This is a genomic window from Mesorhizobium sp. M1423 (genome assembly GCF_040317575.1).
GTDB lineage: Bacteria > Pseudomonadota > Alphaproteobacteria > Rhizobiales > Rhizobiaceae > Mesorhizobium.
Window position 1 is genome coordinate 29565 of the sequence record NZ_JAMYKU010000015.1, and the last position, 14509, is coordinate 44073.

Annotated in this window: 12 protein-coding genes, 1 tRNA gene and 2 pseudogenes; 10 read left to right on the forward strand and 5 right to left on the reverse strand. The window is 58.3% G+C overall.

Annotation, left to right across the window (positions count from 1 at the left end; genetic code table 11):
* Positions 1-124: 124 nt before the first annotated feature.
* The 3 genes and pseudogenes from NKG95_RS19265 to NKG95_RS19275 all read right to left on the reverse strand — a co-directional run bounded on the left by NKG95_RS19265 (position 125) and on the right by NKG95_RS19275 (position 2135).
* Positions 125-343: a hypothetical protein gene (locus tag NKG95_RS19265; RefSeq protein WP_031212349.1), complete on the reverse strand. Its 219-nt coding sequence runs from the start codon at positions 341-343 to the stop codon at positions 125-127.
* A 134-nt stretch (positions 344-477) separates the two neighbouring features.
* Positions 478-1153 (reverse strand): annotated as a pseudogene (locus NKG95_RS19270) (L,D-transpeptidase).
* 11 nt (positions 1154-1164) lie between these two features.
* A pseudogene (locus NKG95_RS19275) lies at positions 1165-2135 on the reverse strand (ABC transporter substrate-binding protein).
* Positions 2136-3042: 907 nt separating this feature from the next.
* Between NKG95_RS19275 and NKG95_RS19280 the strand changes: the two are divergent.
* From NKG95_RS19280 to NKG95_RS19325, 10 genes are all read left to right on the forward strand, one after another.
* Positions 3043-3432, forward strand: a complete 390-nt coding sequence (locus NKG95_RS19280) for a hypothetical protein (protein ID WP_353041977.1) — start codon at positions 3043-3045, stop codon at positions 3430-3432.
* Positions 3433-3533: 101 nt separating this feature from the next.
* On the forward strand, positions 3534-3899 hold the full coding sequence (locus NKG95_RS19285) for a hypothetical protein (RefSeq protein WP_353041979.1): 366 nt from the start codon (positions 3534-3536) through the stop codon (positions 3897-3899).
* A 119-nt stretch (positions 3900-4018) separates the two neighbouring features.
* Positions 4019-5014 (forward strand): PDZ domain-containing protein, encoded by a 996-nt coding sequence (locus tag NKG95_RS19290; RefSeq protein WP_353041981.1) that lies wholly within the window; start codon positions 4019-4021, stop codon positions 5012-5014.
* A gap of 39 nt (positions 5015-5053) precedes the next feature.
* A complete protein-coding gene (locus NKG95_RS19295) occupies positions 5054-7378 on the forward strand; it encodes a lysozyme inhibitor LprI family protein (protein ID WP_353041983.1) in 2325 nt (774 codons plus the stop codon).
* 17 nt (positions 7379-7395) lie between these two features.
* The gene (locus NKG95_RS19300) at positions 7396-7812 is read left to right on the forward strand and encodes a lysozyme inhibitor LprI family protein (protein ID WP_023718799.1); all 417 of its coding nucleotides are present in this window, start codon (positions 7396-7398) and stop codon (positions 7810-7812) included.
* A 15-nt stretch (positions 7813-7827) separates the two neighbouring features.
* Positions 7828-9693: a M60 family metallopeptidase gene (locus tag NKG95_RS19305; RefSeq protein ID WP_353041985.1), complete on the forward strand. Its 1866-nt coding sequence runs from the start codon at positions 7828-7830 to the stop codon at positions 9691-9693.
* 148 nt (positions 9694-9841) lie between these two features.
* Positions 9842-10279 carry a hypothetical protein gene (locus NKG95_RS19310; RefSeq protein ID WP_352481358.1) on the forward strand — a complete coding sequence of 146 codons (438 nt, stop codon included), beginning with the start codon at positions 9842-9844 and terminating at the stop codon, positions 10277-10279.
* 88 nt (positions 10280-10367) lie between these two features.
* A complete protein-coding gene (locus NKG95_RS19315) occupies positions 10368-10739 on the forward strand; it encodes a DUF4087 domain-containing protein (RefSeq protein ID WP_353041987.1) in 372 nt (123 codons plus the stop codon).
* A 214-nt stretch (positions 10740-10953) separates the two neighbouring features.
* The gene (locus NKG95_RS19320; protein WP_353041989.1) at positions 10954-12297 is read left to right on the forward strand and encodes an HdeD family acid-resistance protein; all 1344 of its coding nucleotides are present in this window, start codon (positions 10954-10956) and stop codon (positions 12295-12297) included.
* Positions 12294-13445 carry an MFS transporter gene (locus NKG95_RS19325; protein WP_353041991.1) on the forward strand — a complete coding sequence of 384 codons (1152 nt, stop codon included), beginning with the start codon at positions 12294-12296 and terminating at the stop codon, positions 13443-13445. Before NKG95_RS19320 ends, NKG95_RS19325 begins: the two co-directional genes overlap by 4 nt.
* A gap of 272 nt (positions 13446-13717) precedes the next feature.
* On the opposite strand, the gene NKG95_RS19330 is transcribed toward NKG95_RS19325, so the two are convergent.
* A tRNA-Leu gene (locus tag NKG95_RS19330) sits at positions 13718-13802 on the reverse strand.
* A gap of 73 nt (positions 13803-13875) precedes the next feature.
* Positions 13876-14496 (reverse strand): 2,3-bisphosphoglycerate-dependent phosphoglycerate mutase, encoded by a 621-nt coding sequence (locus NKG95_RS19335; RefSeq protein WP_352495430.1) that lies wholly within the window; start codon positions 14494-14496, stop codon positions 13876-13878.
* Between the last annotated feature and the right edge of the window lie 13 nt (positions 14497-14509).

Here is a 14509-nt window from a genome sequence, read left to right on the forward strand (position 1 = left end):
GCAGGCGCGGTTAGCCCGGGTTCTCTAAACCGCTCATCGCGGCTGGCCGCCCCAAACATCGTCATGTCCGCAGCCCAAGGCGCCAATGGTCAGATCGGTCGCAAAATTCGTCGACCGGAGCGGATCAGACGGGCTCAACGGATTTGACATTGCCGTCGGTATCCACGAGGCAGCTTGTCTTCTTGCCGCTGGCATCGAGTTCGACCTGATAGGTCTTGGAATCGAGCTTGCTTGATGAAACCGGAAGTATCTTGGTGCTGTCGACGCCGCTGGCCTTGGCGACCGCATTGGCGCAAAGCAGCTGAAGGTCCGCCGGCGCCGTTTCGACCTTGGTCCTGGACATCTGGTCCTGCGGCGGCGGCGATGGCGCGCTGACGCAAGCGCCAAGGGCTCCAGCCAGGAATCCAATTGCTGTCGCCCGAATCGAAGTTCTCACTGCATTTTTTGCCGACATTGCTTGTCCCTCTCCGAATGCCCTCACACGCCTTTGTAAAGTGCCGCCCCCTGCATGAGGACGATGACCTTGGCCCCGACCTTGACGCGGGATGCGAGATCGACGATGTCGTCGTTCCTCATCCGGATACATCCCGACGACACGTCGAGCCCGATCGTCCAGGGCTCCGGGGTGCCGTGTATCCGGTAGATCGTGTCCTGGTCGCGCTCATAGAGGTAGAGCGCCCTTGCGCCGAGCGGGTTGTCCGGCCCCCCTTCATGCCTCCGGCATATTTCACCGCCTTTGGATCGCGAGCGACCATTTCGGCCGGAGGTGTCCAGGTCGGCCACTCCGCCATACGGCCGACGCGCACGATGCCGGCCCAGCCAAACCCCTCCCGGCCCACGCCGATACCATAGCGCATGGCCTGCTGACCCGGCTGCACAAGGTAGAGAAAGTGCTGGTTGCCATCGATGATGATCGTGCCCGGCACTTCCGCGGTGCGGAACTTGACCACTGCGGACGAAATGCCTCGGGCACTTCATTATGCGCGGCATAGTATTTGCGCGCCTTGGTGCGATCGTAGTCCACCCATTTGTGGGTTTTCGGGCCGAAAACCTGTGTTCCCGCAGCCAGCGCCGCCACCGCGACAAGACCGAACACTGCCGCGACAATTGTTGCAAGGGAGCTCCGCTGGAGAGTGGCGCGCCCCACGGTCATCAGATTTCGGGTCATGGATTTGCCCACCCGTGCACCCGGGCGCCTTGTGCGGCAACCCATTGTTTGGCGTATTCATAAGGATCCTGACGCTCTACCTGGAGCGCATAACTCATCTTGGTGATTTCCTCGGGCTTCAGCTCGACCCGTTCCAGGAACGCCACCACCTTCGGATATTTTTGCGCAGCGAGGTGGCGTAGGCGATATGGAAATTGGCGGTATCCCATGACACCGGCGCGCTGGAGTTCGAGACCCAGAGCGGGTCCTCTGACGGCAGTACGATCTTCCACTTTGCCGGGTCGAAGGGCGGCTCGGTAAGCCGGACAATGTCGTGCAGCTCAAACACGTAATGCGGCGCGTAGCAGGCAAACACCATCGGGTGATCCGTGGCGACCGCGGCATCGACAGCCGCCATTCCGGCATCCTCGGGCGTCTCCAGCAACGTCATTGTCTTGGCATAGCCATAGCTGTTGGCGCGGACGCGCTCGATAGCGGTTGAGGACCAACCCTCAGCGCCTATCCAGAATTCGCCACGTCCGTCGCCATCGGTATCCAGCGCGGCGGTTTTCTTCGGGTCGCTGAGATCCGAAACGTCGTGAATTCCAAATTTGTCGGCTGCTTCACGCGTCGCGCATATGCCTTACCATGCCGGCACGCCAATAGGGCTGATGGCCACCGTGCCGGCACCGTCCACATATTTCTTCACCAGATTGTCGAGGTTGGGCAGCCAGATTTCGGGATGAATATCCACCTCACCCGAATTGAGGCCGGCAAAGGCGATAAGCGTCCCCATCTCGCGCACGTCGGCATCAAGCCCGAACTTTTCCTTCAGGCTGACCTTGAGGATGTTTGCCGTGGCCTGGCCGGACGGCCAGTTCGGCATCGCAATGACGAGATCAGCCGCGTGGACCGGGATGTTTAGCGCCAGCATCGTCAACGCTGCCAGCGACATTTGCCGCAGGCACTGCCGAAATCGGTTGTGCATCTCTTCCCCCCTCGCTTCGGTGCTGAAATGAACCGGGACGGGAACAAACTGTCGCGGCAAGCACCGGGTTGTGACACCAGCCCCATCTTCCGACGGGCAACTGCTGAAGGTGTGGCAGTGCGTTAGCCAAAGAGAGCGCCTTCACGTGCCTCCCCTGCACGCTACCCGATGACAATCCGACTGGGAAGATGCTCACAACGCGGCCGCGGCGCCCCCACTGCGCCTCTATGCGGCACGCCGCAGCGTTGAAAAAGTCGAATGATTGAGCGGCGTTTCTTTCGGCCTGCGCAACGGCTTGGCTGGATTCGAAAAAAATACCACAATAGATTCGGATTATAGCGATCATATAAGAAGCGATGCCGTCGCGCTATTTTACAAGGCTGTGCGAAAATTCGCAATAACATATGAAACTACTTGCAATAACACGAGATAAAGAGGAATGAAGCTAAGAGCGTATTCCGCACACTTGCTTCCGATCATATTTCAGAATCTGCTAAGATAGCCGGCGCTGGTTCCGAATTATTAAGCATTTACAAAATTCATCCCCGCAATATTGGGTTTTTCCTTGCCGCAGGCCGAATCGGATGCAACTTTTTAGAAGCACAGCCGCGTCAGCGGATTGTTGAAGCATGCTTGGGCGGACGGGGCACTAAGCATGGAGAGGAATATTGACATTCGCTAATGCGGCGGCCCCCGCCGGGAGCGTTCCCTCCCACGTAAGAGATTACGGCAACCGTCGGCTAACTCGTCGAATGCATCGTCCACAGCCGGGCTCTCGTTCGATGGCCGGCGAAGCTTTGCCCTCCTCCGATTGGCGCCAGACTTCGCGACAAAAGCGGGGATCGCCGCCTGCGATAGCCTTCCGATGCGGACGATCCGAGCCGCCAGCCAGTCGGAGGAATGAATCATGAAATTCGTAATCTATGCGGCCTTGGCCACTGCTTTGATGGCGATCTCCGGTTGTACCACCGACGACTACGATGGTTGCCGCGGAAGGGGCTGCCTGGTTGATCGGTCCCATAAAGGAAGCCGAAAGATAGACGACCGGCCGCAGTTCGACAGGAACGGCAATCCCAACTTCGATACCAGGGGCCGCTACATCGGCTGCCATGGGCTCGGATGTAAAGTCGACGATCCTGATGACGGGGATCAAAGCATCGACGACAGGCCGCAGTACGACAAGGAAGGCAATCCGAACTTCGACACGCAAGGCAACTACCAAGGCTGCCGCGGCATCGGCTGCGAGGTCGATACACCGGACGATGACAGTTCATCGGACGACGACGATTCCGATTAGTGGGCACCGGGCGAAGAAGGAGGAAGCCAATTATGTCTGAATTCAGCAGCCTGGTCCGCCGACGTGCCAAAATCGTTGTGATCGGCCTCACAGGGTTGGCAATGACGCTGACCTTCGCTTTCGCCGCGAATGGTGCCTGCGACGGCGTAAAGGTCGATGTGACGAAGGCGCGCAAGCAGGAATATGCCCCCCTCGTTGCCTCGGCGTTGGACAACAAGGTCAAGCCTGCTCGGGTGAAGTTCATCACGATCATGGAGAACGGCAACTGGAGCGCCGCCTACGTCTCCACGCCGGTGAGCGACGACGGCGTGATGTTCTTCCAGACGGTCGACGGAAAAAAGCAATTTCGCGACGTGTGGGGCGGCTATGCCGACCCGTCGGAAAAACCTGAACTGGTATCCTGGGCGAAGAAGCTCGGAGCGCCGCAAGATCTGGCAAAGTGTTTTGCCGAGGAAGTTACGGAATGACGGTGATGATCGCTGGAAATTGCCGCTGACCGTTGGTGCAGGGGGAGAATCATTGGTGAGCGCTCCGGGGCGCCGGGGCTCTGAGATCGATTCCAATCATCAGCTGCAGGATGTGCAAAATGCAAACTGTTCGAAAGTCCAGACTGATAATGCAGTTCGCCCGTGCATTGGCAACTTCAGTGAAAATGACGGCTGTTGTGAGTGTAGCCGTCCCGCACACGATCAATGTTGCGTATGCCAGCAAATATGATCTGCCGAAACCCTATGTTTCCCGGGCTCTTAACGCGGTTTTGATACCCATCAACCACGCCTCTCGGCACCGCTACCAGATCCCGCCCAAGCTTCGCGGGGTGTATGTCTTGGCCGTTGCACCCCATGGCGTTGCCGCGCGGCAAGGCATCCGGCCGGGTGACGTGCTTGCCACAGTGCGGCATCAACCGATTTCGACGCCGACCGATGTCGACCGACTCGTATGGGCCGCTCTTGCCGTGAGCGCTACCAGTTTTCTGTTTGGCGTGAACCGCGGAACAGAAGTCGCAGATGTCGTCGAGGTCAATACCAACATCACAGTCAACAACTTCAATACCAACATCTCGGTCAACAATATCTCGCAATGGACGAGCGTCGATAACCATGAGGAGTGGACGCAGATCGTCGATCAGTACGACGACGAGATGGAGACAAGCCTCGAAGACACAAGCTATCGCGAAGACGACTCGCTGCCCGGCGACGCCAGTCCAGACGCCAACGCGACTTCTGCCGATGCTGACGACGATTCCAACGATAGCAGCGCAGACACCGATGGCGATACCTCGGACGAGAGCACCGATGACAGTTCCAATGATCAGGACGATTCAAGCGATCAGAATGACGATGAACAGCAGTCGGACGATAGTGATGACGACAACACCGACGACGATAGCTCGGATGACAATACCGACAACAATAGTTCCGATGACCAGGACAATTCTGGCGATCAGAACGACGATGAAGACTCAGCGGGCGGTGACGATGACCAAAACAGCACCGACACCGACGATGACAGCACGGATGGCGATGCGTCGGATGACAGTAGCGACGACAGTAATGGATCGGACGATGACGATTCCAACTAGCGGTCGTCCGGGCCAGCGGTTCTAAACAGAGCACAGTCGATGAAAACCTCGATCCTGACCGCTGCCATGATCTTGGCCATGCCAGCGTCCGTATTTGCCCAGGACAAGTGCTATGACGCCGCCAAGAACCAGGCCGCCACGAACGAATGCGCCGACGCTGCATTCAAGGAATCCGACAAGAAGCTGAACGAGCTTTACAAGCAGATCGAAGCCCGCATCGATGACGATGCGGATACCAGGAAGCTTCTCGTCCAGGCACAGCGCGATTGGGACAAATTTCGCGACGCGGAGTGCAGTTTCCAGACCGCAGGATCGGTCGAAGGAAGCATGAGGCCAATGCTCATCGCGCAGTGCATGCACGGCCTGACGCAATCCCGCGTCAAGGACTTCGAGGGTTACCTGAAGTGCAAGCAAGGCGATCTGAGCTGCCCCGTTCCGGCAGCGAACACATCACCTGCCGTACCCCCTGTGGCCGATGAGAACGGCCGGACCGGCCTTGCCCAGGCTGCCGGCCCGATATCCATTCCATTGCAACATGTCAGGGAATACGGAGCCGACCGTGATGAAGTCATCTATCACAAACTCGGGATCGTGGTGGGCATCAATGGTGCCAAGCCTCGTCTGTACGAATTCGACACCGGGTCGGATGAGTTCAACGCGGAGATCGATTCGAGTGTCCCCGGCATAAAGCCGGTGCCCGGCAGCAAGCCTGAAATGTACCCCTATGGAGACGGCACCTATGGAGATTGGGTACAACAGGTCCGTTTCGACAGCCTGTCCTTTTACGATCCGGATGATCGCCCAAAGCCTGTCGTAACCCTCGATGGCGGCTTCGCCGCTGGTCGGGTGGTGGATTACGTCTACACAAAGGGTTTCGGCGACCTCGAGGATGTGAACTTGACGCAAAAGCCCGTGGGCCACCACGGCGATACGCCGGTCTATGCGGATCTTAATGCGCGCAAGAGCATGCAGAACGGCGAACCCGGGGGTTCGACGACGTTTTACGGCATCTTTGGAGCCGCCGATTTTATCTTTGCGGGAGACCAGACCACTGCCCCCGGCAGTCAAACCCAAAGCGGCTATGTGGTCTCTGCCAATGCAAATCTTGGAAAAAAGAAGACCACACCGGGTTGCGTTCCCTGCCTGGCGCTGAATTTGTCTCCCAGTTTGAGATCCCAGTTTACGGCCCTGATGCCTTGGGGCGAACTGGGTTCTCAGCTTTACGAACATTACCAGAAACGATTCCCGCACACAGGCGCGAACGCGTCCAATGTGAACGAAGGCTCTTACCGTTATACAATTTCTTTTGACTATAAGGGGAAGAAGCGTTCGGTTTATTTCAATGGGCCCGTGTTGTTGGATACAGGAACGGCGACTTTTGTCTCCATAACCTCAGAGGGTGTTTTAAATAAGCTTCGATCGAGAGGATTTCAAATAAAGGAATATAGTTCGGATATAATGAGCTTCAAGTTTTTTGGATTTGACGATAGCTTAAACAACAAGGAATACAGCGATGTCGTTATCGATCGCCAAAGCGATGAGGTTGACGGCAATGGAATTACTATCGGCTTACCCTTCTTTCAGTCCAATTCCGTAATGTATGATCTGGAAAACAGAACAACCGCATATTCACCCTATTTTGTCAGCGCCGCCAACTTTACGACAGATGCGGCTGCCGAGGATCAAGTGCAGCTGAATCGCGCGACCAGCGATGCTGGAAGCAATGGCTGGCTCGGACTGGCCGGCATCATCTCCGGCGCCGGCGACTTCACGATCGAGAAGGACGCGGACGTGCGCATGACCGGGGGCAATACCTACACCGGCACAACCCATGTCGCGGCCGATGGCTATCTTACTCTGGCCGGGCCGGGCAGCATCGAGCATTCCTCGCGCGTCATGGTCGACGGTGTGCTCAACATCGATCAGAAAGGAAACCACCTGAAGCCCTGGGGGGTGGCGCACTCCCTGAACGATACGGTCATTCGCAACCTTGGTGGTAAAGGCAATGTCTATCTGGGTGCGGGCAGACTGATCCTGACAGAAGCCGACGGGCAATTTGATGGAACCATAGCGGACTTTGATGACGCCGGCGGCATGAGCGGCGGCCTCGTTGTCGCCGGCGGCAAGCTGACGCTGAGCGGCAAGAACAACTATTCCGGCGTGACGGAAGTCGCGTCAGGGGCGCAGTTGCGCGTGACCGGCTCTTTGACCGGTGACATTTCCGTCTCGGGACTGCTTGTCGTCGACGGGGAAGTCTCCGGCAAAGTCACTGTCAAGGAAGGCGGCAAGCTGACCGGCTCAGGAAAGGCCGGCAGCGTCACGGTCGCCGAAGGTGGCAAAGCTGATCCAATGAAAACCAGATAATCGGGAAAGGGAAATCGATGAAAACCGCAATACTGACTGCCGCCGTGGTTCTGGCCATGCCGACGTTCGCCTTTGCCCAGGACAAGTGCTACGACGCCGCCAAGGATCAGGCCTCGCTGAATGCGTGCGCCGATGCGGCGTTCAAGAAATCCGACAAGAAGCTCAACGAGCTTTACAAGCAGATCGAAGCCCGCCTGAAGGACGATGCGGATACCAGGAAGCTTCTTGTCCAAGCTCAACGGGATTGGGACAAATTTCGCGACGCCGAGTGCAGTTTCCAGACTTCAGGAGCGGCCGGAGGAAGCGTAATGCCGATGCTCACCGCGCAGTGCATGGACAGCCTGGCGCAATCCCGGGTCAAAGCCTTCGAGGGTTACCTGAAATGCGGCAAGCAGGGCGATCCGATGAGTTGTCCCGTTCCGGCCGCGAATTGACACATCGGTGCCGGGATGAAGACCTTCATCGTATCTGCAGTGCACTTGATAGCTGGGCTGTTGCTGGCGGCAATTGTTACGGCCGCAGCTGCCGCTGAGATCCCCGAAGGGGACTATTACATCGTCGCGAAGCATTCCTACAAAGCGCTCACCGCCTTTGAAGGCAGGCATGGCGAGATCGTGCTTGGTCAGTCCGCTCGCAAACCCAAGGATGGTCCCGCGCAGCTGTGGACCATCACCAGAGCGACCGGGGAAACGAACGGCGCAACCTATCAGATCCGGCCTCGACGATACGGAACGTATCTTGCTGGGGGCGACGAAGACGAAAACGGGAATACGAGTGTCGTCCTCAAGGACGAGCAGTCCGCTGAGGGGCAGGCATGGCGCTTCAAGCCGCATCTGAACAGCTATGGCATCGAGCTGGATGACAGCGGCACGACGCTCAACGTCAGGGCCAATGAACGTGCGGACGACGCTCAGATCATCGTCTATGACGCCAGCCTGGACGATAACGCCCAGTGGTTGCTTTATCCGGCCGGCAATGGCGACCGACCGGCAGCGGTGTCGGAATTCGACAATCTGAACAAGCGCTATCGCCTCGCTCCGATGCCTGCAGCCACACCCGAGGCCAATAGGCTGAGACGCACGAAGCTGATGGACGATCAGCCAAGCGGTGTGTTCGTGAGAAAGGGAGAGGCAGTATCGGTTACGGCCGAAGGCCTGCCGCCTTCCCCCGACGGCTTGATGATCATGATCGGCCCGATGAACAGCTTCTATGACGAAAGACCCCAGGATGACCCGCAATTGGTCATTGCCAAGGAAGGGCGCACCGACTTCACGGCGAAGCGCGACGGGCTGATCCATTTCCGCTACGCCTACAGCGGCTTCAGTGCGGCTCTGCCTCCGATCGACGTGGCAATCGTGCGCGGCGGCAGTTCGATCCCCCTCTACGTCAAGGGAAAAACAAGCTTCGAAGACTGGCGTAAAATGCTCACCGACATGCCCGGTGCGCCATTCGTCGAGATGATAAGCGAGCGTGTTGCCATTACCGCGACCCGCAAAGTCTATATGAGGGCGCCTCAGGACGACCCTGCGGAAATTCTCGACACCCTCGAGCAAATTCTAGGCTGGTACGATGCACTATCCGGTCTCGACGGTTCCTCCAAACTTCATCGGGCATCCCGTTTGCGCATGCACTATCAGCAGGACACGGTGACACCGGCGAAGGTCTTCGACGACGGCATATACATGTACGCAGGCAACTATTTTATGGGTGTCCCCGGCAGCAACATGGGTGATTTGCTGGACGTGAATAAGCTGCGACAAGCGTGGTCGATCTGGCATGAAACCGGCCATATGTACCAGCAGGAGGATTGGACCTGGGGCGAGATCGTAGAAACTACGGTCAATATCTATTCCCTCAATGCCCAGGCACATTTTGGCCATCCGTCCCGTTTGAAAGAGCGCGATGACTCTACCGGCAAGACGCCGCTGGATCTGGCGGCGCGATATCTGGCGCGGAAGACGCGCGATTTCGACAATGAAAAACAAATGCGTGCCAGCGCGGATGACGACGATGAGCTTTGGGTGCGGCTGGTCATGTTCGATCAATTGCGCCGGGGTCTCGGCGAGGACTTCTATCCGAAGCTTCACCGATATTACCGCGAGCATCCACTGGACGATGCCAATAAGCAGGATGCGGTCAAGGTACAAACCTTTATCCTGCGTGCCAGTACGGTCGCAAATCAGGACCTGACCCGGTTCTTTTCCGATTGGGGGCTGCACATAGAACAGGAAACCGCCGACAGATTGAAGCGTTTGAATCTGCCTCCAGCAGATCCTCAACTGTCGCGCGTTGGTCTGAATGTTGTTTCACGGTGAAGCCGGCGGCGAGCGTGATGCCGGAGCCAGACACGAAAGGATGCGGGGGTATCGGCATTGCGTGAGGGGCTAAAGGAGGTGGATTGTGAAACGCTATAGATCACTGCCCGCAGTAACGATTGCAGCATCTGCGCTGTTGGCATGTGCTGTGCCAGCGACAGCCCAGGGCGACCTCGGCTTCGACGTCAACGTCACGCTGTCCAAAAAAGCAGCCGCCAAGCTCGCGACTGAAAAGGAAGGGATCGTTGTCCTCGCCTCCTATTACGGTGACCCGAAGCGGAGTGCCGAGAAGCACGCCAACGAAGTCGGCCAGATCGATCTCACGCCGCAGGACGAAGAGGTCGAGATAGCGGGCACAGCGGGCCACGCCCACATCGGCGGCACAAAGGTCGACACCAAGCGTCTCGACTGGCTTGCCGGCCCTCCCGAGGTCAACGTCAACGTTGCATCCGCACGCAAGAGCAGTCCGGACAATCTGCTCAGCTGCGATTTCATCGACGGTCCACTAAGCGATGTCCAAAGGAAGCCTGTGACGCTTCATTGCGGATTGATCGAAGAAAATGTGGACACGAAGTTGAGGCCATAAGGCCTACAAAATCATGCCGCCTCGTTACCTGCGTCAACGCAGATTATCGGCGGCATGACCTGCTTTACTTAAGGAGGTAAAGGTTCTCATGCGCCCATTATTCGCTACCTGTTTCTGCCTGGCCATCATGTCCTTGCCTGCCGCCGCCTACGCCGAGCGCCGTTGTGGCTGGTACTCCAGCCCGACACCCGGCAACCTCGTCCTGACCGACAGTGACGGGGATTGGTGGATCCAGATGCAGGGGCGACCGGATCCCAGAGGCATCGACAATGTGCCGGCCTTTGACGAGCGGCAATTCGTCGAGACCAATGTGCCTGGTTCCGGCCACGGCTACGGATGCGCGTGCATGACCGTCGTAACCAACGCCAAGCAGCAAAAGATCACCAGAGTGATCTCGGGCGAAATCCTTCCGCTCGTGCGCTGTCGCAACGACAGATCGCTGCCTAACCCGGACGGATAGGCATGACCAGGAACCGGCGACAGTCAGGAAACGGCGCCTCTCCTCCAATTGCTTCTGGATCGAAGGGACGGACCGGCGATGCTTCCGTAATTAAACATCTGATGGGTTCAGCTTGTGGAACCGAACGAAGACGGGACCGTGGAGAAGTCGCGGCCAATATTCGGAAACGTCAACCAGATGGCGCCGTAGCGCCACAAGGCTACCGAAACGCATCATGATCCGGCTGGTTTTTCTTTTTCTTGGGGCGCGTGCGCTGAAACCCATCTGGCAGCTCCTGACTGCGGCAGGCGTCATCTGGATGCTTGTCGGGGTTGCCATCCTGTTCGATCTGAGCGATGGCGCGCTCTCCGTCGCGCTGGATACGCTCGCCATATTCCTGGTAGTCGAGGGGCTGGTCGAAATTGCCGCGGCCATATCCGTCGGGCTTCGCCAGCATTGGATTGATACGCTGCGTGGCATCGCATTTCTGTTCGCGGCGTTTCTGGTCTTCGACGTCCCCTGGGACAACAATATCGGCGCGGCAATCGTGTTCGGCACTGCCTTCCTGGTTGACGGGCTCTTTCGGATCGGCTCCGCTTTCGTGATCCACAACCCACGCTGGCGGGTGGGGATTATCGCCGGCCTGATCGAGATCAGCCTGGCCATCGGCATCTTGATGTCCTGGCCGGTCCCGCACCAGCTGACAGTTCCATTTTGCTTTGCGCTCCTTCTGCTGACATCCGGCTATGCACTTGTGCGGATGGCCCTGCCATTACGGCAATTGCCGAAAGGCGGCTCGATCACCTCCCTGCCGCTTTATGCGGCCCGAAACTGGCAGGGTCGCGTGGCCCGCCCGGTCATTCCCGCAAACGGCGATGTCTGGGCCAAGGCGGACGAGGTCCTCAATGTCTATGTCTGGACGGCTGTCGGTTCGATAAAGGACCCGGAGCGCAGGATTCTAATCGACCGGTATGTCGCGGCAGTCGACAAGAAAGGCGTGATCTCAACGGGCCATTCCGCGCTGGAAATGCCACCGGACCTTTACATCAGCCACTATCCGTTCGACGACATCGACCACAGCCCTGACGACTTCCGGGCCATTCTCTCGGCGGGACATGAGAATAATGTAGCTGGGCGGTTCAACGAGTCCCTTGCACAGGAATCGGCCGACTGGTGTGAGCCGGACCAGAAGGTGACGTTCCACAGGTTCAATCCGCAAGCCCTGAGGATATTCTGGGAAGCATATTCTCAGGACAAGACCTACAATCTCACGGCCCGCAACTGCTCGACAACCGTTATCCAGGCACTCGATGCGGCTCTGGAGGGCGCATCGTACAGCGGCCATGTTTGGCGGGATATCTTCAAGATCATCAGCAACCCGCAATTCTGGTTGTTGCGGCTCGTGCGCGGCCGGGCTGAGGCCTTGACGTGGACCCCTGGGCTCGTTCTGGACTATACGCGCCTTCTGCGCAGCGTTGTTGAGCACAGCGACCGGCGCTGGAGAAGCAAGCTCTCCGACGCGTTCAGCACTGGCCGCAAGCTCGCCCATGTGGCCGAGCGCGACGGGGCGCCTGCATGATGAGCGGGCTTGTGCGCACGTCAGCGGTCGTCATCCTGACCGCCGCAATCTTCGGGCTGACCTATGGCCTCAGCGCACCGCTGATTGCACTTGAGCTGGCGGAAGCGGGCTATTCCGAAAGCCTTATTGGGGCGAACAGTGCCATGTACGCCATCGGTGTATTTCTGGCGGCCCCCTACCTGCCCCGCCTTGCACAGCAGCTTGGATTTGTGCGGCTGGCGAAGGGAGCTCTAATAGCATCGGGCGGGTTGTTCGTCTTTTTTCCCTTGGCACCGTTTCTTTGGGTCTGGTTTCCCTTGCGTGCGGCTCTCGGAGCGGCGTCAGAGACGCTGTTTGTCGTTTCCGAAACGTGGCTCAACCAGCTTGCCGGTGAGAGAAACCGGGGACGAATGATAGCAATCTATATGACCGCTCTTTCCTGCGGCACCGCAATTGGCCCTGCCATCCTGGTCCTGGTCGGACGTGAGGAGTCTCTTGCTTTCATTGTCGGCGCTGCAATAGCACTTGTCGCTTGCGTGGTCCTGATCGTAGGTAGGCCCGATGCAGCCAAGCCAGCGCGCGAGGATATCGGCAATCCGTTTCGGTACCTCAAACTAGCGCCAGTGGCGGTTGCTTCCTCAGTCTTGAACGCCGCATTGGAAGCGGCCGGTCTCAGCCTATTGCCGCTCTATGCCATCCGCCTTGGATGGCCGGAGCATTCAGCGACGCTCCTGTTAACCGTGCTCCTTATCGGCTCGATCCTGCTGCAATTGCCCATCGGCTGGCTCGGTGACCGAATGGATCGCCGGTGGCTGCTGATTGCCCTTGCGGCCATATCGGCGCTTGGGGCGCTTGCATGGCCCTTGGCCTTCTTGCACCCGTGGTTTGCCTATTCCCTGCTTTTCCTGTGGGGAGGTGCCTTCGTCGGCATCTATACGACTACGGTCGCCATGCTCGGCGAGGCTTACAAGGACGCAGAATTGCTCAGCATCTATGCGTTGCTCTCCATCGCCTGGGGTATCGGCGCGCTCCTGGGGCCGCTCATCGCCGGCATGGCGATGGAAAGTTCACCGCATGGTCTGCCCGTCTTCGCTGCGATCACCTGTGGCGGATTCACGTTGTTTGCCGGCTCGCGGGAGGAGATATGGAAACGAGGCAGGGTGGTATGACGATTGCGGCATCTGTATTGTTGGCGGGTGCCGTGCCGGCAACGGCCCAGCCGACATGAGCTTCGACGTTAACGTCACGCTTTCCAAAAAAGGCAGCTGCCGAGCTCGCGGCTGAAAAGGAGGGGATCGTTGTCGTCGCAAGCTCTCGAGCGAAAATCCTGGTGCGCTGTCGACGCGTACAGCCTAGGACATCCGGCCAAGAAAAAGGCCCGGCAAAACCGGGGCTTTTTCTTGGGGTTTCTGAACCTTATCAAAAGTTCGAAACGGGAATTTGGTGCCCAGAAGAGGACTCGAACCTCCACTCCTTGCGGAACACGGACCTGAACCGTGCGCGTCTACCAATTCCGCCATCTGGGCTGGTGCGCGCTCATTAAGCGGGCAAAGGATGAGTGTCAACGCGCTTTTTTGAAAGCCGCGTTCCTTCTCCGGCTCAGTGCTCCAGCACTTCCTTCGACGCTACCGTGGAATCGGCGTTGAGCGTGTAGATGATCGGCACACCGGTGCCGAGCTCGAGCTTGACGATCTCCTCGCCCGACTTGCCGTCCAGCGCCATGATCAGCGCGCGCAGCGAATTGCCGTGCGCCGCCACCAGCACGGTACCGCCGCGCAGCACATGCGGCTGCAGATCGTGCAGGTAATAGGGCCAGACGCGTGCGCCGGTGTCTTTCAGGCTTTCACCGCCGGGCGGCGGCACGTCGTAGGAGCGGCGCCAGATATGCACCTGGTCCTCGCCCCATTTTTTGCGCGCATCATCCTTGTTGAGGCCGGAGAGATCGCCATAGTCGCGCTCGTTCAGCGCCTGGTCGCGGATGGTCTCGAGCCCGCTCTGGCCGACAGCGTCTAGAATGTGCTGACAGGTCTTCTGCGCCCGGATCAGCGACGACGTGAAGGCGATGTCGAATTTCATGCCGCGCGCCCTGAGCTTGGCGCCGGCCGCCTTGGCTTCGGTATGGCCTAGTTCGGTCAGGTCGACGTCGCGCCAGCCGGTAAAAAGGTTCTTCAGGTTCCACTCGCTCTGGCCGTGGCGCACGAGCACGAGAGTTCTCGACATATTTGCTCCTTCA

Bases quoted from the DNA above. Each gene is read 5' to 3' on its own strand.
- NKG95_RS19295 (WP_353041983.1), top strand. From the start codon at position 5,054: ATGAAAACCTCGATCCTGACCGCTGCCATGATCTTGGCCATGCCAGCG.
- NKG95_RS19305 (WP_353041985.1), top strand. From the start codon at position 7,828: ATGAAGACCTTCATCGTATCTGCAGTGCACTTGATAGCTGGGCTGTTG.
- NKG95_RS19265 (WP_031212349.1), bottom strand. From the start codon at position 343: ATGTCCAGGACCAAGGTCGAAACGGCGCCGGCGGACCTTCAGCTGCTT.
- NKG95_RS19290 (WP_353041981.1), top strand. From the start codon at position 4,019: ATGCAAACTGTTCGAAAGTCCAGACTGATAATGCAGTTCGCCCGTGCA.
- NKG95_RS19325 (WP_353041991.1), top strand. From the start codon at position 12,294: ATGATGAGCGGGCTTGTGCGCACGTCAGCGGTCGTCATCCTGACCGCC.
- NKG95_RS19320 (WP_353041989.1), top strand. From the start codon at position 10,954: ATGATCCGGCTGGTTTTTCTTTTTCTTGGGGCGCGTGCGCTGAAACCC.
- NKG95_RS19285 (WP_353041979.1), top strand. From the start codon at position 3,534: ATGACGCTGACCTTCGCTTTCGCCGCGAATGGTGCCTGCGACGGCGTA.
- NKG95_RS19280 (WP_353041977.1), top strand. From the start codon at position 3,043: ATGAAATTCGTAATCTATGCGGCCTTGGCCACTGCTTTGATGGCGATC.
- NKG95_RS19300 (WP_023718799.1), top strand. From the start codon at position 7,396: ATGAAAACCGCAATACTGACTGCCGCCGTGGTTCTGGCCATGCCGACG.
- NKG95_RS19335 (WP_352495430.1), bottom strand. From the start codon at position 14,496: ATGTCGAGAACTCTCGTGCTCGTGCGCCACGGCCAGAGCGAGTGGAAC.
- NKG95_RS19315 (WP_353041987.1), top strand. From the start codon at position 10,368: ATGCGCCCATTATTCGCTACCTGTTTCTGCCTGGCCATCATGTCCTTG.